Below are 19,167 nucleotides of genomic sequence, written 5' to 3'. Positions count from 1 at the left end.
AATGGAGATTACCACTCTTCAGATTGTACTGATATTTATCGTTGCCTGTATCGCCGGGATGGGTTCCGTCCTCGACGAGTTTCAGTTCCACCGTCCGCTGGTCGCCTGTACCCTGATCGGCTTTATTCTCGGTGACATGAAAACCGGTATCATCATCGGCGGTACGCTGGAGATGATCGCCCTGGGCTGGATGAACATTGGTGCGGCGGTAGCGCCAGATGCGGCGTTAGCGTCAATCATTTCCACCATTCTGGTTATTGCCGGCGGACAAAGCGTCGGTGCCGGTATCGCCCTGGCCATTCCGCTGGCGGCGGCCGGGCAAGTGCTGACCATCATCGTGCGTACCCTGACCGTGGCCTTCCAGCACGCGGCGGACAGCGCGGCGGAGCGAGGCAGTTTGCGCGCCATTACCTGGCTGCATATCTCTGCCCTGCTGCTGCAGGCGATGCGTATTGCCATCCCGGCGGTTATCGTCGCTATCTCTGTGGGTACCTCAGGCGTTCACGCGCTGCTTAACTCGATCCCGGAAGTCGTCACCAGCGGCCTGAACATCGCCGGCGGGATGATCGTGGTAGTAGGTTACGCCATGGTGATCAACATGATGCGTGCCGGCTACCTGATGCCATTCTTCTACCTCGGCTTCGTTACTGCCGCCTTCACCAACTTTAACCTGGTCGCCCTCGGCGTGATCGGCGTGGTGATGGCCGTGCTTTATATCCAGCTCAGCCCGAAATACAACAAGTCTCAGGTAGTCCAGGCTGGCCCGGCAAATGCCAACGACCTCGATAACGAACTCGACTAGGAATAGGTGAGAGAAATGGTTGATACAACAGCTCAAAAGAAACTCACGCCGGCCGATATTCGCGGTGTGTTTATGCGCTCGAATCTGTTCCAGGGTTCATGGAACTTCGAACGTATGCAGGCGCTGGGTTTTTGCTTCTCAATGGTACCGGTGATCCGTCGCCTGTATCCGGAAAATAACGACGAGCGCAAACAGGCAATCAAACGCCATCTGGAGTTCTTTAACACCCACCCTTACGTGGCGGCGCCGGTCCTTGGCGTTACCATGGCGATGGAAGAACAGCGCGCTAACGGTGCGCCTATCGACGATGCGGCCATCAACGGTATCAAAGTCGGTTTGATGGGGCCTTTGGCTGGTGTCGGCGACCCGATTTTCTGGGGTACCGTACGTCCGGTATTTGCCGCACTCGGCGCCGGTATTGCCATGAGTGGCAGCCTGCTGGGCCCGATTTTGTTCTTCGTCCTGTTCAACCTGGTGCGCCTGTTGACCCGCTATTACGGCGTGGCCTACGGTTATCGCAAAGGGGTGGATATCGTTAATGATATGGGCGGCGGCTTCCTGCAAAAACTGACGGAAGGAGCGTCCATTCTTGGCCTGTTTGTCATGGGGGCCCTGGTTAACAAGTGGACGCACGTGAATATCCCGCTGGTGGTGTCGAAGATCACCGACCAGACCGGGCATACCACGGTAACCACGGTGCAAACCATCCTCGACCAGTTGATGCCGGGCCTGGTGCCGTTGCTGCTGACCTTCGGCTGTATGTGGCTGCTGCGCAGGAAAGTGAATGCGCTGTGGATCATCATTGGCTTCTTCGCCATCGGTATCTTCGGTTACTGGATAGGTCTGCTGGGTCTGTAAGCGTTTTAACCGCCGGGGGGAAACCCCCGGTTTTTTTATTTGTGGAGTTGAAAGATGTCGCTGACCGATGGCGTATTACTGATTTTCACCGCGCTGATGCTGGTGTATGCGATTTACGATGAGTTCGGCATGAACCTGCTGAAAGGCAAAACCTTGCTCAAGGTGCAGTTAAAGCGCCGAAATCGAATTGATTGCCTGATTTTTGTCGGCCTGATCGCCATTCTGCTCTACCGAAATGTCACCACCCAGGGTGCGGTATTAACCACCTGGCTGCTTATTTCTTTAGCACTGATCGCAATTTATATTTCTTATATCCGCTGGCCCAAGATGTTGTTTAAAGCGCAGGGTTTCTTTTATGCCAATGCCTTTATTGAATATAACCGGATTAAGGCCATGAATTTATCCGAGGATGGCATCCTGGTGATAGATCTTGAGCAGCGTCGGTTGTTGATTCAGGTCACTCAATTAGACGATCTGGAGAAAATTTATCACTTTTTCGTTGAGAATCAGTGAGTAAAAAACAACCTTAATTCTGCCCCGTGTTGCCCTGCGCTGTATGTGGATAATTAATCATCAGCGCACATGGCTACCTGATGATTATTTACGCAATATTGTTGCACTCGCCTACATTATATTCCTTCTTATACACTTCATTAATGAAAACCATTATCAATTTCAAACCAATGTCCATCGGGAATAAGGGTTGTTGGAAACGGAATTAATATGCTATGGTTGCGCCGTCATTGGGGAGTAGCCGGTTTCTGGGCAATAAAACGCCAGAAACGCCCGTATCAACATACTCGTTTTATACATTAAAACGTGGTGCGGGCAGCCAGGTAAGGTTGGCGAGACCATAGACACGTAACTCCGTCGTATGGTTGGGGGTGGGTTACGTGTATATGGAGCCGCCCGGCCGAGGTTATTCAACATGAACTTGTCAGCTACACTCATTCTCGCTTTTGGCATGTCTATGGATGCGTTCGCCGCATCAATTGGCAAAGGTGCCAGCCTGCATCAGCCCCGTTTTCGTGAAGCGCTACGCACCGGACTTATCTTCGGCGTGGTAGAAGCCATTACGCCAATTATCGGTTGGGGCATCGGCTTGTTCGCCAGCCAATACATTATGGAATGGGATCACTGGGTCGCCTTCTCGCTGCTGTTTATCCTCGGTATGCGCATGATCGTCGAAGGCGTCAGGAACCGGCCTGACGAAGTGGAAAAAGTGAAGCGTCACGGTTTCTGGTTACTGGTCGCCACCGCCATCGCTACCAGCCTCGACGCCATGGCTATTGGTGTCGGCCTGGCCTTCCTGCAGGTGAATATCGTCCACACCGCCATGGCCATTGGCTGCGCTACCATGATTATGGCCACCCTGGGCATGATGATAGGCCGCTTTATCGGGCCATTGCTCGGCAAGCGCGCGGAGATCCTCGGCGGCGTGGTGTTGATCGGTATCGGCTTCAATATTCTGCTGGAGCATTTGGGCTATCTGGCCTGATAGCGCTCAACCCAAAGAAAAACCTGCCAATGGCAGGTTTTTTCGTTTCTGGACGGTCAATCAATCAGGCTGACGGCGGTACAGCGCTATAACAAAATCGGTTTCGCAGGCAAAGGCTTCACAACCACTCAAATGCTGCTGAACCTCAGGCGAGGCACGCCAGGCAAAAGGCGTCATCTGCAGCAGGTTGGCCGCCTGCTCACCCGGCAGCGTCATCGGGTACGCTAATGACTCAACTCGTTCGCAATCAAAACCGGCAAACTGCTCATCCTGTTCGACATGCAGTTGCACCTGCTGATACACCTGCTCTTTCAATTGGTACAGGTGACGTGGGCCAGGCGATACCGTTACCACCACACCACCGGGTTTCACTACCCGAGCCAGTTCTTCAGCTTTGCAAGGGGCGTAAATACGCAGTATGGCGTCCAGAGAAGCGTCGGCAAACGGCAGACGATGGCTCGACGCCACGCAGAATGAGACTGCCGGGTAACGCTTGGCCGCATAGCGGATCGCCACCTTGGCAACGTCCAGGCCATAAACGGTGATATTACGCTGCTGCGTCAACCGGGCGGCCACTTCCGCCGTGTAATAGCCTTCGCCACAGCCGATGTCCAGTAACGCCTGCGCATCGCTCGCCAACGCCTGATCCAACAGCTCAGCGACACGCTGCTGCAAGGGTTGATAGAAACCCGCATCCAGGAACGCACGCCGCGCCTGCATCATTTCCGCGCTGTCTCCGGGCTGCTTTGAGCGCTTGTGCTGTACCGGCAGCAGGTTGACATAGCCTTCTTTGGCGCAGTCAAACTGATGGTTAGCGTCGCAACGCCATTGCAGATGAGAAAAATGAAGCGGCTGATGACACAGAGGGCACTGATAAGACATGGCTTGGATTCCAGAGAGATACGGCGCGGCTAGTCTAAAGAAGCCTTCTGTACGATGCAAGGCAGATGCCGCAAGCCCCTAGCCAGCGAGGAAAAAAACTGGCTACACTGACGTTAACTTTTCTGACGCAGGTAAAGACGTGATATGACCGATTTTTCCCCACTGCTCAACGCCATCCCGGCCATTCAGCACGGTTTCGGCAACAAAAGTGCGCTGCTGCCAGGCCATCTGTTGGCCTATCGTTCTACCCTGCCGGAAAAAAAACAGGTGCATGGCACTCGCATTGTCGACGTGACACAGGCGACGCAACAGTGCGGCGAAGCCGATGGCTTCTATACCACTGAGCCCGGCATTCTGCTGAGTGTGTTAACGGCAGACTGCCTGCCGGTGATTTTCAGCCGCAACGACGGCTCAGCGATTGCTGCCGTCCATGCCGGTTGGCGTGGCCTGCTGGATGGCATACTGGAGCAATTGGCAGCGCGTATCCGCCGTGATGACTCAACGGCCAACTGGGTGGCTTCCATCGGCCCTGCCGCCGGCCCCTGCTGTTACGAGGTCAACGAGGAACTGGTCGCAAGGTTCAAGCAACAGTTACCCCTGCCCGCGGCCTTGATCAGCCCCCGCTATCGCCACCTGGATCTGGCCGCCATTGCCGAATCCAAACTGCGTGAACTGGGTTTTTCCGCCGTTGACCATGCCGGGAGCTGTACTATCTGTACCCCCAATACGGACCCGCAGCAGCCACAGCGATTTAAATACACCAGCTATCGTCGCAACAGCCACCGACGCGAGCAAGATCCTGCCCATCCGGGCATTACCGGGCGAAATCAGTACGCAGGGATTATCATTACCGGCGGATAGCAGAAACGAAAAAACCCGCACGAAGGCGGGTTTTTTGTACAGCTGACGCTGATTAGATTGCAGTAACGTTTACTGCAGATGGGCCTTTCTGGCCATCTTGGATTTCGAACTCAACGTTCTGGCCTTCAGCCAGGGTTTTGAAGCCGTTACCCTGAATTGCAGAGAAGTGTACGAACACGTCTTTGCTGCCGTCAGCTGGAGTGATGAAACCGAAACCTTTAGATTCGTTGAACCACTTAACTTGACCTTTGATCTTTGCCATCTTGAGTATTTCCTTTGGATTGTTTAAACCGCCCGGAGGCGTTACATAGACAAACTAGAGTCGTTACTGCTTGAGGCACTAAGATAAGGATCGGCAGAGAAGCGGTATTCAACGCTAACGTTTTTACTCAGAACTTCTTTACTGAAAATGCCACACATATACAGAACTGTACCTCGTTTTACCCAGATGCGTTATCACATACTCTGTATTCGATGGCAAGCCATTTTTAATCACTGGTGGAGCTGTCGCACATATTTGAAACGGTCGAGAGCAACATAAGCTTAAATAGACTAAAAGATGTTGAAGCCTTAGCTATTTTCTGCTTAACAGTGTCGCCCCGCTACACTCCGCACCCAGACTGAATTTTAACAATTCTTTCATCCGATTGACCAATGTATGTTGCAACATATAACGCCGGACAGGCGCTTAGAACGTTAAAAATTTTGAATCTTTATGGAATTTCTTATAAAACTTTTGAATATCGATGAACGGGTACATTTGATATCGGATGATCCGACCATTGGGTCGCCATCCGGACGGCCCAACGCTGGTAGCGCCTCACGTCTGCGACCTCACCCGCCGGTGACAACGAAATAATACCGAAGATCATTATTGCCCTCAGCGCGGGTGAGCACAATTTATGCAACAGCGATCTGGCGACAAAAATCAAATAGCGTGCCACTTTTGGGTGCATAAGCATGCAAAATCAGAATTTACGCACTATTGCCGTGCAGTGGCAGAGAAATACATTACTGACTACGGGGGTTAAATATCGGCAATAATCTTGAGAACTGTGGGAATCCATAGCTGAATTAAATCTTGAAATCCACATAGGTATTTACTCGGTCAATAACAATGCCCGGTGAACATATTTATTTTATCTTTTCCCGCGCCTTGTCCCTATTCATGCCAACAGGTTAGGTCAGGTACCGGATAAACTGGGCCCTGCACCAGCGAATGGCTACAACCCGCATTGGGACTGGCCTGCAGGCGGTGACGATAACCGTCCCCGCCACACAGGGCCAGGAATAACGCTTAAGAGTTAGCTTCAAGCGCAATGCGCTCGCCAATTTTGATGGGCCGGAACTGATGCTGCTCAATTCCCGCCGCACTCAGAGCCAGATTTAATTGCTGCGGCGGTTCATCCAATGACTCATCGGCCAATTCAAAAACGCCCCAATGGATCGGGATGACCCGCGGTGCATTTAATTGTTGATACAGCGTCACCGATTGCTGCGGATCCATATGCTGTTCCTGCATGAACCAACGTGGTGCATAGGCGCCAATCGGTAATGCCGCCACGTCAAACGGCCCTAAACGGGTTCCAATATCGGACAGGCGATCCGAATAGCCGCTGTCTCCGGAAAAATAGAAACGCAGCGCCGGGTGATGGATCACCCAGCCGCACCAGAGTGAACGATTGCGGTCCCACAGGGTGCGCATGCTCCAGTGACGTGCCGGCGTGCAATGGAAAGTCAAATCGCCCAATTTCAGGCTATCCCACCAGTCCAGCTCTTCTACCCGCTGCAGTCGGTAACGTCGGAACCAGTTTTTCAGCCCCAGGGGCACAATAAAGGTCGCGTGCGGAAAACGCCGTGCCAACTGCCGCACGGTGCGCCGATCGAGATGGTCATAGTGATTGTGTGAAATTAAAACCACGTCCACCGTCGGCAGCTGTTGCACCGTCAACGGCGGCGGCGTCTTGCGCTTCGGGCCATAGAAACTCAGTGGCGATGCACGTTCAGACAATACCGGATCGATCAGGATGTATCGACCATCCAGGCGCAGCAGCATTGAAGCGTGCCCCAGCCACCAAATGCTGTTATCGCTGCCGCCAAGGTCGGCGCGTTGCCACCAGCGCTGGGTAAACTGCTGATAGCCCATCTGTGGTGGTTTGGGCAATCCCTGCTGTTTACGCTCGTTCTGCCAGCGTTTCAAATCCCCATCCTGACGCTGCGAAGGCTCCGGGTTACGAAACCCCTGCGGGGTATGGTGCGTTTTGCCGGCATCATAGTAACGATTGGTTATCTTCAAATTGCTCTCCCGACCACTGCGGACACCCTACACGGGCAGGTGGATAAGATAACAAGATACTCGATCAGCGTGCTTTGTGAACCGTGCTCACCTTAGAGTGACCTTTTCGGGTTTTGTGTTGTCACAGTCCCTGTGAGAATGCCAGGGCCGACTAGAGCCTGTTAAGCATCTCTTAAGATCCTTGTGATTTACTTATAGGACATTCAGAAAAGGAGAAGTTATGAGCCGTTCTACATCACGCAAGTCACGTGTTCGACTGGGCCGTATCCGCAGCGCGATGCTGGCACAGATGCAGTATTGGAAAATGTATGCCGCGATGAAACTGCGCCGGGTACGCGTACCGGCACCGCTGGTGCTATTGTTTGGTGCGCTGGTGAGTTTCTTCATGCTGGGCGTGCTGATGCTAAGCGTGGTGGCTATCGATGTCATCACCACCCTGTTCCTGCTGTGCAGGAAGCTGTTGGGATTGGGCCGCGCCACCCCAGGCAATGCCTTTATGCCACGCAGCTAATGAATGCAACGGAGGCGCCAGATAGCGCCTCCGTTAAAAATTACCGCCGTACTTTAGCGCCTTTGCGGCGCGTCAGTAGAAAACCAACCCACAACAGCAAGATCCACACCGGCATCAGTAATACCGAGATACGGATCCCCTCGCTGAAATACATAATCACCAGAATCAGGCTCAGGAACACCAGGCACAGATAATTGCCGAAGGGGTACCAAAAGGCCTTGAAGACCGGGATCACGCCCTGGCGGTTTTTCGCCGCACGGAATCGCAGGTGTGCCAGACAAATCATCACCCAGTTAATCACCAGGGTGGACACCACCAACGCCATCAGCAACTCAAACGCCTTACCGGGCATGACGTAGTTGATCAGCACGCCGACCGAGGTCACCAGCGCCGACAGCGCGATCGACAACACCGGGACACCACGCTTGTTCACCCGGGTCAATGTCTTGGGAGCATTCCCCTGTGTCGCCAGGCCAAACAACATACGGCTATTGGCATAGACCCCGCTGTTGTACACCGACAGCGCCGCAGTCAGCACCACCACGTTCAGCAGGGTCGCCACCAGGTTGCTGTTCAGCGCATGGAAAATCATCACGAACGGGCTGCCGCCTTCCACCACTTTGTGCCAGGGATAGAGCGAAAGCAGCACCGTCAGCGAGCCGATATAAAAAATCAGGATGCGGTATACCACCTGATTGGTCGCCTTGGGAATACTGCGGCGCGGATCGGCCGCTTCGGCGGCGGTAATGCCCACCATCTCCAGCCCACCGAATGAGAACATGATGACCGCCATCGCCATCACCAGCCCTTCAATGCCGTGTGGCATAAAGCCGCCCTGCTCCCACAGGTTGTTGATACTGGCTTGCGGCCCCCCGTTGCCGCTGGCCAATAGCCAGGCACCGAAAACAATCATGCCGACAATCGCTACCACCTTGATAATGGCAAACCAGAACTCGGTTTCCCCGTACAGCCGCACATTAACCAGGTTGATCAGATTGATCAGGACAAAGAATACTGCGGCGGAAACCCAGGTCGGGATGTCCGGCCACCAATATTGAATATAGATCCCAACCGCGGTCAGTTCGGCCATGCCGACCAAAATGAACATCGCCCAGTAGTTCCAGCCGGAAAGAAAACCGGCGAAATCACCCCAGTATTTATAGGCGAAATGACTGAACGACCCGGCAACCGGCTCTTCAACCACCATTTCCCCCAACTGACGCATGATCAGAAAAGCGATAAAACCGCCGATGGCATAGCCCAGCAGCACCGAAGGGCCCGCCATTTTAATGGTCTGTGCAATGCCGAGAAACAGGCCGGTACCAATGGCGCCGCCCAGGGCGATAAGTTGTATATGTCTGTTTTTTAAGCCGCGTTTTAGCGGGGTATCCTGCTGCTGACCGCCCATCTTATCCTCATATGGCGTGGGATCCTGTCGCTTTTGCGCAAGATTTCGCCAATCAATAAATGTATCTGCGGGCGGCTTTTTAACACTTAACCCCGTGAGCATCAAGGAGTAGCGCCCCGGCAAGGATGGCCAGGGCGCTATTTTATACTGGGAATAAACCTAAAGAGAGGCGATTTTTAGCCGGACAGGCCGCACAACTTGGTCAGATTGCGCGCGCCTATCATCAGCGTTGCGACGTAGGACTGACGGCGCGTGACCACTTCGACCGCCACGCGATCGTTTTGATATTTTATCAGGTAGGTTGAAGGCCAGCCCTGTCGGCGCTGACCAAAGCTTTCGGCATGACGATCGATTGCCGCATGGGCAACCACCAGATGAGACAAGTTTTTATCACCTTTAATAATGCGCTTCATAAACAGGCTCCGCCAGAGACAAGTTCTGTTGTCATAAAAAGGGAAAGTCATCAGTAATTCTGGTGTTTCAACGTACCATTTCGTTAGTTTGCTGGCTCAGCAGGAAACAGATCATTGCCGCGCGCAGTGGGCTGCTGCAATCCGCCTGCCACTCGCCACGCTGGGTGCTCATGCGTGCCTGCCACTGCGAGCTATCGCTTTGGCTGTCGGCATTCAGACTGATTTTATTGGCGCAGATAATCGGCCAGGCATCGGAGGGGTTCTTGCAATAATCTTTACCTTTCACGCCGCCGTAAGGATACCACTTGTCCGGATTTTCTCCGGTGATCAGCGCAATGCTGCGGTTCACTTCGGCGTCGCTTTCTTCATACCATTTAATCATCGGCTTTATCCATCTTTCGTAGAGTTGGCGCTACATTACGACGTCAATACGACAGATTTATGACAATGGGATGGCTTTTCATATTATCTATACTTATGTTTTTCGGAGCAACGCGGGTGGCAACACCACCCGGCAGGAAATTTGATTAACGCTCGGGGATAAAACCTTTGAAATCCAGCGCCGGGCTGAGATCGTCATCGTCCGTCACGCTATCGCCGCGCGCGCTTTGCGCCAGGCTTTTCAATAATGCGGTTTGTTGACGCTGTTGCTCGGCAATTTCCTGCAGCAGGCGGATCTGCTCATTGGCTCGCACACTGGCGCGATTCACCAGGAACCAGATCCATAATCCCACCAGGACTGCCAACAAGGCGACAACCAGTGACACCAGACTATTTGGACCAAAACCTAAATCGTACATGGACAACCCTATCTACTGCTAAAAACAGGCGGACATCTTAGCACTCCGGGCACCGACACGAACATCTTGATAGAAAATTGTTACGCGCCGCTACGCAACTCACCAGGGAACGAAACGGGTAACGGAGCAAACTCCCAACGCAAATGTGCCCCCCGCATCGCAATAGCTATCCAGCGCCAACAGATAAAAGAACAGGCAGGCAGCAAGGAAGGCTATTATCACGAGGATTTTTTTCCGCAACAAATTTAGCAGCCTCATTGTTATCTTGATAATTTGTTCCGAATGTATCACAGCCAACTTAAACGAACTTTAACCTGTCGTTTAGAAACCAGCGCCAGAACCACTTTTCAGATTGTTACCATTGCGACCGGTTCTTCCGCATGGCTATATCGCAACGACGATAAATAACAAGGAGTCACAATGGGTAAGCTGATTAAATGGGCGGTTCTGCTGGCGGTAGTTTATGGCGCGTTTTTGTTCTCGGGATATGGCGTATTGGTCGGCAGCAATAAAAACGTCGGTGGGTTGGGATTGCAGTGTAAGTACATGACGGCACGCAACCTGGTGATAGCCCAGTATCTGCATGGTGACAACGGCCTGATTGGCGTTGCCGACTGCCCGCTGTTCAAGAAAGTCGAAACGGTGGTGGATTAATCACCACCGCTCAAACCGCCGCTCAGCGGCGGTTCCCCATCAGTTGCGGGTAAACTTCATTTCAATCAGCGCGATCGCTTTTTCAATCGCCCGCCGGGTCACGGGATCGGCACCGGCTGGGTGAGTGGTAAAATCGATGCTTTTCAACTGGCTGGCCATCTTGTCCCGCACCTCGGTAGGCGCGATGACATCGATAACATCCAGGATCTGTTTGATCACCAATTGGCAGGCAACCAGGTCGGAAGCCAATTCCTGATCGTTGTTCAGCATGTCGGACATAATACCTTTCCTTCTTGATTCAGACGCCGCACACAATAGCATGCCAACTGGCGCTTTGCTGCCCCCTGGCCGTTTGCCGCTGAATTTTCAGCGTTATTGCGCATTGGCCGTCAAAACACCCGGCTGAATTGACCTATACTTGAGGCTTGAGCGGCGCGCATTTCGGCGTATCCCTCAGCCACACCCCAACAGGAGAAAGTTATGGCAAACCACAATGTGAAATCCTGGGCTACCGTGCGTGAGACCTCGGTTGAGATCGCCGAGGCTATTTTTGAACTGGCGAAAAATGACGAGGTTTTGGCTCAAAAAATCTGGGAAGAAGGCAGTGACGAAGCGTTGCAAATGGCGTTTGCCAAAACCAGCGCCGACCAGCTGTACTGGGGCGAAGAAACCGTGGAGCGGAAAAACGTCTGATCGGCAAACGCTCACCAATAAAAAGCCCGGGTCACTGATTGCCCAGGCTTTTTCGGTAGTCTGTCAAACCCCTTTTGGGGTCATGTTCTGCCCTGATTTCACGGCTCTTCACCTCCCACACCTTCCGCATTATTCATTCTCATCACCGGTGTCACCATAAAAGCGGCTACACCTACAATTACAACCAGAGTAATAATCACTGTCATTAACATGCGATCACCCCATCAACGCTGAATTGTCACGGCTGACTCTGCTTAGGCTGTTATTTGTTGCGACCTGGCCCACTTCGGTATCAGCGGCAGCGGGCAATCCCAGATTAGCCGTTTTTCGTTTCGAATGACAAGCCACCTGACGATGGTTTTTCCGAATAATTTCACCCTGATGTCGGCGGCTTTTTTGTCCGGGGCGGCAAGTTGTGTATACTTCAACGCTATGTAGATCTCACACAGACGCACTGATGATACAAGAACACCACCTCTCATTAGTCTGCGCCCTCAGTAAATGGGTCGAAACTCACCTTGGAAGAGTGATCCATCTCGAAGAGTTGGCCGAGTACTCCGGTTACTCTCTGTGGCACATGCAGAAGTTATTCAAAGAAGCGACCGGGATTTCGCTGGGCAAGTACATCCGCGAACGCAGGCTGGCCGGCGCGGTTTACCAGTTGCGTAGCAGTGATGCCTCTATTTTCGACATCGCCCTCGATTTTGGTTTCGGCTCACAGTCACACTTCACTTATATGTTCAGAAAGCGCTTCGATATCACGCCTTATGATTTTCGTCAGGATTTAAGCGTGGATCTGCATATCGCCCCACCGCTGCACGTCATTCATCAAAAAACTGCCTGACCGATTTTCCCGCCATCGTTAACGGCGGGTTAATGCACCCACAGCACCACCACCAGGCCAATCAACGCGGGCAATGCCTGTACCCTGAGAATTTTACGGCTGGCCGTCAGCCCGCCAAACACGCCCGCCACCAGCACACAGCCGAGGAAAAACAGCTGCACTGCAGGTTCGTCTCGCCAGACGCCCCATGCCAGTCCTGCTGCCAGAAAGCCGTTATACAGCCCCTGATTGGCCGCCAACACCCGCGTTGCCGCAGCAAACTCGGCGGTAGTGGCGAACACTCGTCTGCCGGTGGGTTTCTGCCAAAGGAACATTTCAAGGATCAGGATGTACAGATGAATCGCGGCAATTAGCAGCACTATTATATTAGAAATAATTATCATTTTATTTTACAGGGTTAATCAGGTATCAGGTTTAACAAGTATAACCACACTCTGAATATTGCGAATATAAAGACATAAAAAAACCCGCCAGGGCGGGTTTATTGCATAATCATTCAGAGTTAGTTAAGCACAACAACCAGCATCGCTGCGATCGAGATCCAAAAAGCCGCCGTTGCAATAACAACATGGGATAATCTTGCACGATAGAGTACTTGGCTCATAATGACCTCACAGGCTTCTGACTAGCGGTGGACAACATCACTTCTTGAGATTTATCTTAATCCACTGCTCCGACCTTTTATTTGCGCCAGATCACTATTTACCAGATAAACTATATTTACGCCAAAACATGGAATTTCGATCACATTAATTTAACGTTAATAGAGCGAAATGAATAAAACCCTCCCGTTGTTATAGCCTGATGATATCAAACGTCGCTCCAGGGCAGGTGGGGCGCGGCCATGCGCGGGCCACAATAGCCCACAACATCGGGAAAACGTCTATTCCCCTGCTCCCAGTCATGCTGCGCACGGGCAATCTCAGCCTTGTTGTGCCCAACAAAATTCCACCAAATGAGAGTCTCTTCGCTTAATGGGACTCCGCCGATTAATAATCCCCGGCTTCCTTTGTTGGCATGTAACCCGATACGGTTAAGATTCTTACCTAAATAGGCAAACTCATCGGGTGAAAATTTTTCATCATTAAGCTCAAATGCACCAACAAGGGGCAAGAAACCTATTTCAAAATCCTCTCGCAAGGGTAACTGCAAATAGCCGTCGGCCTGCCATTCCAGATCAATGGCGATTAATGGTGAAAGAGTAAACACCGGAGATTGATATTGTTCAAACTCCCCTACCAACAAAGTTTGTTTTACCCCGTCACGAACCCAGCATGGCAAGTCAGGATAATGATCAAAACGCGGCGCCATATCGGCATGTCCGGCAGGCAACGCGATCCATAATTGCGCAGCATGCAAACGTCGCTGTTCACCCGTTGACTGCTCGGTATGCGTGATACCCTGCCCTGCGGTCATTAGATTGACCTGTCCGGGTCGTATAATCTGCTCACTGCCCAGGCTGTCACGGTGCAGTACTTCCCCTTCAATCATCCAGGTAAAGGTCTGCAGACCAATATGCGGGTGCGGGCCAACATCCATCCCCTGCGAAGAACCGCTGAAGACCGACGGACCGGCATGGTCGAGAAAACACCAGGCTCCCACCGTGCGCCGTTCACGGGTAGGCAGGGCACGATTAATCTCGATACCGCCAACTTCGGCGTTACGTACGGCAATACGTTGGATCTGACGGATACCGTCAACCACGGGACAATCACGGGAAGATGAAGAATGAGTTGGGCGGGAATTGCTCATGATAAAACGCCTCCAGAACGTCACACAGGTGAGTGAACAGCTGGATGCCAGCTTAGCATGAGCCGGCATCCAGAATGCAACCTGTGAGGCCCTGGCGCTAAGACGACTTGATATAGCAGCCCTTTATATCGACTTCATCGCGAGCATGCTTCAGATCGGAGAAGTAAGTCACACCAAAGAGTATTGATACCACTAACAACACGGAAACCAGCAAGCCGATAACGGCCAACAGCTTGGTTTCATCGTGGAGATTGTGCTCCATTTTATCCCCTGTATTGAAAGACGTCATGTCAGCCACAGCGTGACCGACAGCGTAAAGATGATCAGGGAGCAAGACGCTATCGCCAGCACAATGACAGCAAATTGCGCATCTCCCAAAGTTTCACGGTAGTTTTTATCTTGTGAGGTATTACGTTGTTGTTTCACAGAATCTATCTTAACTCATCACGCGTTAACGTTTTTGTGAGGGGTGATTGATAAAAAGCCCGCTATTGCGGGTTTATCAGATTCCGCGCTCAATGCCGCCCAGACCTCAAAAGTGGCACGACGCTATCAATTTTCCTGTCGAGGGTCAACATTGGCCCCGGACTGAGATAGCGAAGAACCTATCGCATTCCAAAATCTTATTACAACAAGAAAATAATTAGCCCAACTTATACAAAATAAAATAAAAAAGCCCGACCAAAGATCGGGCTCAGATTGCAGACAAAGTTCTTTGCCTTTAAAGCCCTATATGGAGGCTAATGAAAACAAAGAATTATGTCTTCTGGTTTATCCCAAACATCCGAAAACCACGTTTTTCGGGTGTTTGTCACCCGAATAAGCCCGACCAAAGATCGGGCTGGGAATCAATCTATGGCGTTACTGTGGAATACGCAGTACCTGCCCTGGATAGATTTTGTCCGGGCTGGACAACATTGGCTTGTTCGCTTCGAAAATCTTGTTGTACAGATTGGCGTTGCCATACACTTCTTTCGAAACCGCGCTCAGGGTGTCGCCCTTTTTCACGGTATAGAAGCGGCTCTCTGCCGCAGCCTGTTCAACCGATACCTTGTCTTCCACACCGCTGATGCCGGCCACATTACCCACGGCCACCAGGATCTTCTCTTTCAGTTCCTGACTGACTGCGTCACCGGTCACCACGGCTTTACCGTCAACCACCTGCACATCAACCTTATCGATACCCGGCAAACCGGTTTTATTGAGGTGATCCTTCAGCTTGGCGCTTTGGTCTTCGGCAGTGGCATTGCCGGTCACTGTGTCCCACAGTTTTTCGCCCGCTTCTTTGACGAAGTTAAACAAACCCATATTCACTCCTTTCGATGGTTACAATGTTGCATTGACTTAAGGCTTGTTAAGCTTAGCACTGCAAGAGGGATATTCAATTGGCCCTGAGGTATTAAGCGGTTAGAGTAATCCGAAAGTGCCCTCTTTGGCTGTCAATCTGTCCAGTTGCACAGACCCCAAGGTGAAACAATTGCCGACTTTACCTACAATAGGGTTATGGAAGGATAGGTAAAGGACGTGAGACGCGATGTACGCCTTGGTGATGTTTGTCTGTTATCTGGATGGTGGCTGCGCCGATATCGTGGTTGACGTACTGCGCGATGAACGCCAGTGCCTGATCAGCATGAAAGAACAGAATCTGCGCCATGCCGGCTGTTTTCCGTTTGAAGATTTTATCGACGGCTTCTGGTTGCCTGCCAACGAATATGCGCCGATGTAAAACTTTGGCCGTCTTTTCCGCTATTTTCATCTGAGGAATTTCTGAATTCGCCGGAAAAGCGCCACGCCGACAATGCTTTATGCCGCCAGTTTGCTAAATTGCTTCACCCGAACGATATGGAGATGGCGTGATGCCTGGATCTACCTCCTCAAACGAACATTATGAAGCCCTGTTACGCGACGTCAGCCTGGTAGTGGGCGGCGCGGTGATCCAACTGATCAATCTCAATAAAAAAATTTCCGGCAATAATATTTTGGCCCATTTGGTCAACGAGATTGAGCATGAGACCAATCAGCAGCGCTTTGCCACATTACGCTCGGCAATTGAAGTGATGGGGCAAGCCCCGAAAGGATAACCGCCCAGTAATAGAAAAGGCAGAGCTTGTGCTCTGCCTGTTTACCTTTTAGATCCCGACACAGGAAAGAAGGTAATAGTCTTGAAACTTAGAAGCGATAGGTCAGGTTCACTGCCACAATATCGTCGGTGCTCAGTTTCAACTTGTTATCGTCGTTCAACTGGTTGATTTTGTAGTCAACGTAGGTGTACATGTTTTTGTTGAAGTAGTAAGTCGCACCCACTTCCACGTATTTCACCAGATCGACATCACCAATCCCTTCGATATCCTTGCCTTTGGACTGCACGTAGGCCAGAGATGGACGCAGACCGTTCTCAAACTGGTACTGAGCCACCATTTCGAAGTTCTGCGTTTTGTTGGCGAAGCCAGACACGCCATTGCCGCTGATTGGCGTCATGTTACGTGTATCGGCATACATGGCTGCCAGGTAAACCTGGTTGGCGTCATACTTGATTGCCGTGGTCCAGGCTGTTGCGCTGTCGCCTTTGCCGTAAGCCAGTTCTTTTTGTGCACTGGTACGGTTGGAGTCAGAAAACGCCGCCGCTACGCCAATACCAGAACCACCGATGTCCTGGTAATCCAGGGACATACCGTAACCGTCACCGTTTTGTTTGGTCACGCCACGGCCATCACCGTCGTTTTTACCCTGGTACTGCAACGCAACACTCAGACCTTCAACCAGGCCGAAGAAATCACGGTTACGGTAAGTTGCCAGGCCGTTGGAACGTGCGGTCATGTAGTTGTCGGTGTAGCTATAGGAGTCACCGCCGAATTCAGGCAGCATGTCGGTATAGGATTCTGGGTCGTACACCACGCCGTAGTTACGGCCGTAATCGAATGAACCGTAGTCGGCGAATTTCAGCCCGGCAAAGCCAAGACGGGTTTTGGTGCCCGCAGTACCCTGCGCTTCGTCGTGGTTGGCCTGAACGTTGTATTCCCACTGGCCGTAACCGGTCAGTTGGTCATTGATTTGCGTTTCGCCTTTAAAACCGAAACGGACATAAGTCTTGTCGCCATCTTCGGATTTATCATCGCTGAAAACATGTTTGGCCGATACGCGACCATAAAGGTCGAGTTTATTGCCATCTTTATTATAGATTTCAGCCGCGTTGGCAAAGGAGGTGATTGCCCCGAGGGCAATAGCTAAGGCTAATACACTGCGTTTCATCATTTATTTTCCTAGATATTATAATTTTAATTCCTGCCCATCACGCCCAATTTATGATTTGGGCTGTGATCTTTATCATTTAGCGTTTTATGAGCGCCCCTAATAAAGGAGCCATGTGACATTAGCATCATGAATCCCAACTTCAAATAAAAAAGTTCATAAAACACCGTGGATAAAGCATGTTTATTTGTAAGTAAATATTATATTCACAGCGACAATCAACTCATTGATTATCATTGAAATTTGCCACATAAGTTATAACCAAATTGGTGCAGCGCACTAATTTGGTGCAATTTAGTTTCTTTTTGTATGCTTTCCATCCGATTCATAAATACCATGAAACTTAGCATGGTTATGAATAACGTTACTTATTTCACATTTTTATCTGAGTAAAGTCATTGAGCTGATTTAGGGTTGTCTCTCGGGTTTTAAGGCAAGCTTTTACCGATTCGAATAATTAATTCGATTCAAACGACCAAAAATCAAAATGGGAGAGAGGTAAAGATAAAAAAGAAAAAATAAATCGCAGAATATAAATCAGAGGGAATAAGAGAAATGAACAGCATGATATACCGCATTTATTTAAAGCTGCAGCCAACATCGCTGCAACCTTAAATACCACAAGAATAAAACCGCTTTATAGAACACCCGAACAATACAGCGTGCTACGTGGTGCCTCCACCAGCACCATACCGGCACGCAACCCAAGCGCAACCCCAGGATTAGGGAACAATATCCATTCGCTGGCATGCCCAACCCGGTACTCTTCTCCCGGTTGCTCACACAGCAGCATTCCCTGCTTCAACTCGGTAAAGTTGGCAGTATCATCACTGAGATGCAGCCTGAAGTCTTCACTACGCTTGATCAGCGAACGCTCAACGCGGAATAGCCGCAAAGCATCCCCCGCTCGTTGCGGCAAAGGCTCATCACTCACCGCCGTCTGCAAAGCACGGTTAATGGCGGCAAACTGCTGCAGGTCGTTACTGCCAAACGGCCGCGCCTTGCCCAGTTCCAGCGTGCAACTGGCGGCGCCGGCATGTTCGCTGGTGAAATGGCTGAAGGTACCGCCAGGCGCACTGTGGATCACCAATGCATCCAGATCGGCGGCGTCCAGCAAGGCCAGCATATCTGCACTGTAAGGTCGCGTCTGGAACGGCAGAATGCCAAAGCGTGGCAGGCGCGAATCGCGGATCGCCGTATGCAGATCATAATGGAAACGTGCAGCGCCCTCATCGGCGAAAAACTCCGCGACCACCTGCTCCAGCTGCTGTGCCCGCGCGGTTTCACCGCTATGGTCAAAATCGCGATAGCGGCCGCCAAACATCCGGTTCATATCACTGTGCAGATAACGCTTTCCGGCTCGCATCGCCGCCGGGTTACCCAGCACCACCAGCAGTCGAACCGCCAAGCGGCGATCGCCGTTGAGCAAGTCTTTGACCAACTGATTCAACAGCTCAATGGGGGCAGTTTCATTACCGTGGATACCCGCAGAAAGCACCACCGCCTGGCGGTAGCCTTGCTTGGGGGTGATTTCCAGCAGGCCTTCCGTCAACCAACGCCAGTGCAAATTCGCATTTTCGCCCTGTTGCTCAGCGGGAGCCTGCCCCGCCAGCGTCAGGGCCAACAAATCAAACATGGTGGCTCCG

Annotated in this window: 28 protein-coding genes and 1 riboswitch; of the genes, 11 read left to right on the top strand and 17 right to left on the bottom strand. The window is 51.5% G+C overall.

Annotation, left to right across the window (positions count from 1 at the left end):
• The first annotated feature begins 1 nt into the window (after position 1).
• From FCL49_RS00325 to mntP, 4 genes are all read left to right on the top strand, one after another.
• Positions 2-802 (top strand): PTS mannose/fructose/sorbose transporter subunit IIC, encoded by an 801-nt coding sequence (locus FCL49_RS00325; protein ID WP_017893113.1) that lies wholly within the window; start codon positions 2-4, stop codon positions 800-802.
• Positions 803-817: 15 nt separating this feature from the next.
• Complete coding sequence (locus FCL49_RS00320; protein ID WP_174351965.1) at positions 818-1,660, top strand: PTS mannose transporter subunit IID; 843 nt, start codon at positions 818-820, stop codon at positions 1,658-1,660.
• 54 nt (positions 1,661-1,714) lie between these two features.
• A complete protein-coding gene (locus FCL49_RS00315; RefSeq protein ID WP_135316917.1) occupies positions 1,715-2,173 on the top strand; it encodes a DUF986 family protein in 459 nt (152 codons plus the stop codon).
• A 220-nt stretch (positions 2,174-2,393) separates the two neighbouring features.
• A riboswitch (yybP-ykoY riboswitch) is annotated at positions 2,394-2,577 on the top strand.
• 11 nt (positions 2,578-2,588) lie between these two features.
• Entirely contained in the window at positions 2,589-3,158 is a 570-nt protein-coding gene (gene mntP, locus FCL49_RS00310; protein WP_085117194.1) for a manganese efflux pump MntP, read from the top strand.
• Between the two features lie 60 nt (positions 3,159-3,218).
• Here mntP and rlmA read toward each other — a convergent pair whose 3' ends face one another.
• Complete coding sequence (rlmA, locus tag FCL49_RS00305; protein WP_174351964.1) at positions 3,219-4,040, bottom strand: 23S rRNA (guanine(745)-N(1))-methyltransferase; 822 nt, start codon at positions 4,038-4,040, stop codon at positions 3,219-3,221.
• Positions 4,041-4,184: 144 nt separating this feature from the next.
• On the opposite strand from rlmA, the gene pgeF reads away from it, so the two are divergent.
• Positions 4,185-4,901 (top strand): peptidoglycan editing factor PgeF, encoded by a 717-nt coding sequence (gene pgeF / locus FCL49_RS00300; protein WP_174351963.1) that lies wholly within the window; start codon positions 4,185-4,187, stop codon positions 4,899-4,901.
• A gap of 52 nt (positions 4,902-4,953) precedes the next feature.
• On the opposite strand, the gene cspE is transcribed toward pgeF, so the two are convergent.
• The 3 genes from cspE to FCL49_RS00285 all read right to left on the bottom strand — a co-directional run bounded on the left by cspE (position 4,954) and on the right by FCL49_RS00285 (position 7,197).
• Positions 4,954-5,163 (bottom strand): transcription antiterminator/RNA stability regulator CspE, encoded by a 210-nt coding sequence (gene cspE, locus FCL49_RS00295; RefSeq protein ID WP_002221949.1) that lies wholly within the window; start codon positions 5,161-5,163, stop codon positions 4,954-4,956.
• 41 nt (positions 5,164-5,204) lie between these two features.
• Entirely contained in the window at positions 5,205-5,321 is a 117-nt protein-coding gene (locus FCL49_RS00290; protein WP_071593021.1) for a DUF2627 domain-containing protein, read from the bottom strand.
• Between the two features lie 877 nt (positions 5,322-6,198).
• Positions 6,199-7,197: an MBL fold metallo-hydrolase gene (locus FCL49_RS00285; RefSeq protein ID WP_174351962.1), complete on the bottom strand. Its 999-nt coding sequence runs from the start codon at positions 7,195-7,197 to the stop codon at positions 6,199-6,201.
• A gap of 220 nt (positions 7,198-7,417) precedes the next feature.
• Between FCL49_RS00285 and FCL49_RS00280 the strand changes: the two genes are divergently transcribed.
• Positions 7,418-7,708 (top strand): hypothetical protein, encoded by a 291-nt coding sequence (locus FCL49_RS00280; RefSeq protein ID WP_174351961.1) that lies wholly within the window; start codon positions 7,418-7,420, stop codon positions 7,706-7,708.
• Between the two features lie 40 nt (positions 7,709-7,748).
• Here FCL49_RS00280 and FCL49_RS00275 read toward each other — a convergent pair whose 3' ends face one another.
• The 5 genes from FCL49_RS00275 to mgrB form a co-directional block, all read right to left on the bottom strand.
• The gene (locus FCL49_RS00275) at positions 7,749-9,116 is read right to left on the bottom strand and encodes an amino acid permease (protein WP_174351960.1); all 1,368 of its coding nucleotides are present in this window, start codon (positions 9,114-9,116) and stop codon (positions 7,749-7,751) included.
• Between the two features lie 176 nt (positions 9,117-9,292).
• Entirely contained in the window at positions 9,293-9,529 is a 237-nt protein-coding gene (locus FCL49_RS00270) for a DUF4060 family protein (RefSeq protein WP_012145549.1), read from the bottom strand.
• A gap of 67 nt (positions 9,530-9,596) precedes the next feature.
• Positions 9,597-9,911 (bottom strand): phage protein NinX family protein, encoded by a 315-nt coding sequence (locus FCL49_RS00265; RefSeq protein ID WP_174351959.1) that lies wholly within the window; start codon positions 9,909-9,911, stop codon positions 9,597-9,599.
• Positions 9,912-10,056: 145 nt separating this feature from the next.
• On the bottom strand, positions 10,057-10,329 hold the full coding sequence (locus tag FCL49_RS00260) for a YebO family protein (protein WP_174351958.1): 273 nt from the start codon (positions 10,327-10,329) through the stop codon (positions 10,057-10,059).
• A gap of 99 nt (positions 10,330-10,428) precedes the next feature.
• On the bottom strand, positions 10,429-10,587 hold the full coding sequence (gene mgrB, locus FCL49_RS00255) for a PhoP/PhoQ regulator MgrB (protein WP_071593022.1): 159 nt from the start codon (positions 10,585-10,587) through the stop codon (positions 10,429-10,431).
• Between the two features lie 162 nt (positions 10,588-10,749).
• Between mgrB and FCL49_RS00250 the strand changes: the two genes are divergently transcribed.
• Positions 10,750-10,983 carry a YobH family protein gene (locus FCL49_RS00250; RefSeq protein ID WP_012145553.1) on the top strand — a complete coding sequence of 78 codons (234 nt, stop codon included), beginning with the start codon at positions 10,750-10,752 and terminating at the stop codon, positions 10,981-10,983.
• A 39-nt stretch (positions 10,984-11,022) separates the two neighbouring features.
• Here the strand turns inward: FCL49_RS00250 and FCL49_RS00245 are convergent, their stop codons facing one another.
• Positions 11,023-11,262, bottom strand: coding sequence for a DUF2766 family protein (locus FCL49_RS00245; RefSeq protein ID WP_012145554.1), 240 nt, complete (start codon positions 11,260-11,262; stop codon positions 11,023-11,025).
• Between the two features lie 201 nt (positions 11,263-11,463).
• Between FCL49_RS00245 and FCL49_RS00240 the strand changes: the two genes are divergently transcribed.
• Together FCL49_RS00240 and FCL49_RS00235 are read left to right on the top strand one after the other, a co-directional pair.
• On the top strand, positions 11,464-11,676 hold the full coding sequence (locus tag FCL49_RS00240) for a YccJ family protein (RefSeq protein WP_012145555.1): 213 nt from the start codon (positions 11,464-11,466) through the stop codon (positions 11,674-11,676).
• Between the two features lie 457 nt (positions 11,677-12,133).
• Positions 12,134-12,520, top strand: a complete 387-nt coding sequence (locus tag FCL49_RS00235; RefSeq protein ID WP_012145556.1) for a helix-turn-helix domain-containing protein — start codon at positions 12,134-12,136, stop codon at positions 12,518-12,520.
• A 29-nt stretch (positions 12,521-12,549) separates the two neighbouring features.
• Here the strand turns inward: FCL49_RS00235 and FCL49_RS00230 are convergent, their stop codons facing one another.
• The 5 genes from FCL49_RS00230 to lysM all read right to left on the bottom strand — a co-directional run bounded on the left by FCL49_RS00230 (position 12,550) and on the right by lysM (position 15,580).
• The gene (locus tag FCL49_RS00230; protein ID WP_135316925.1) at positions 12,550-12,903 is read right to left on the bottom strand and encodes a DUF1304 domain-containing protein; all 354 of its coding nucleotides are present in this window, start codon (positions 12,901-12,903) and stop codon (positions 12,550-12,552) included.
• Between the two features lie 427 nt (positions 12,904-13,330).
• Positions 13,331-14,272 carry a pirin family protein gene (locus FCL49_RS00225; RefSeq protein ID WP_174351957.1) on the bottom strand — a complete coding sequence of 314 codons (942 nt, stop codon included), beginning with the start codon at positions 14,270-14,272 and terminating at the stop codon, positions 13,331-13,333.
• Positions 14,273-14,369: 97 nt separating this feature from the next.
• Positions 14,370-14,534, bottom strand: a complete 165-nt coding sequence (locus tag FCL49_RS00220) for a hypothetical protein (RefSeq protein ID WP_017893125.1) — start codon at positions 14,532-14,534, stop codon at positions 14,370-14,372.
• 23 nt (positions 14,535-14,557) lie between these two features.
• Complete coding sequence (locus FCL49_RS00215) at positions 14,558-14,698, bottom strand: hypothetical protein (protein WP_165366775.1); 141 nt, start codon at positions 14,696-14,698, stop codon at positions 14,558-14,560.
• Between the two features lie 435 nt (positions 14,699-15,133).
• A complete protein-coding gene (lysM, locus tag FCL49_RS00210) occupies positions 15,134-15,580 on the bottom strand; it encodes a peptidoglycan-binding protein LysM (protein ID WP_135316927.1) in 447 nt (148 codons plus the stop codon).
• Positions 15,581-15,806: 226 nt separating this feature from the next.
• Here lysM and FCL49_RS00205 point away from each other — a divergent pair, with 226 nt between their 5' ends.
• Both FCL49_RS00205 and FCL49_RS00200 read left to right on the top strand, forming a co-directional pair.
• On the top strand, positions 15,807-15,998 hold the full coding sequence (locus tag FCL49_RS00205; protein ID WP_012145560.1) for a YebW family protein: 192 nt from the start codon (positions 15,807-15,809) through the stop codon (positions 15,996-15,998).
• A gap of 130 nt (positions 15,999-16,128) precedes the next feature.
• A complete protein-coding gene (locus FCL49_RS00200; protein ID WP_174351956.1) occupies positions 16,129-16,353 on the top strand; it encodes a biofilm development regulator YmgB/AriR family protein in 225 nt (74 codons plus the stop codon).
• Positions 16,354-16,441: 88 nt separating this feature from the next.
• On the opposite strand, the gene ompC is transcribed toward FCL49_RS00200, so the two are convergent.
• Together ompC and astE are read right to left on the bottom strand one after the other, a co-directional pair.
• The gene (ompC, locus tag FCL49_RS00195) at positions 16,442-17,524 is read right to left on the bottom strand and encodes a porin OmpC (RefSeq protein ID WP_302479850.1); all 1,083 of its coding nucleotides are present in this window, start codon (positions 17,522-17,524) and stop codon (positions 16,442-16,444) included.
• A gap of 634 nt (positions 17,525-18,158) precedes the next feature.
• Entirely contained in the window at positions 18,159-19,157 is a 999-nt protein-coding gene (gene astE, locus FCL49_RS00190; RefSeq protein ID WP_174351955.1) for a succinylglutamate desuccinylase, read from the bottom strand.
• Between the last annotated feature and the right edge of the window lie 10 nt (positions 19,158-19,167).

Source organism: Serratia proteamaculans (genome assembly GCF_013337185.1).
Lineage (GTDB): Bacteria > Pseudomonadota > Gammaproteobacteria > Enterobacterales > Enterobacteriaceae > Serratia > Serratia proteamaculans_D.
Note: the sequence above shows the minus strand (reverse complement) of the source record. Positions and strands in the feature narration are given on the sequence as shown.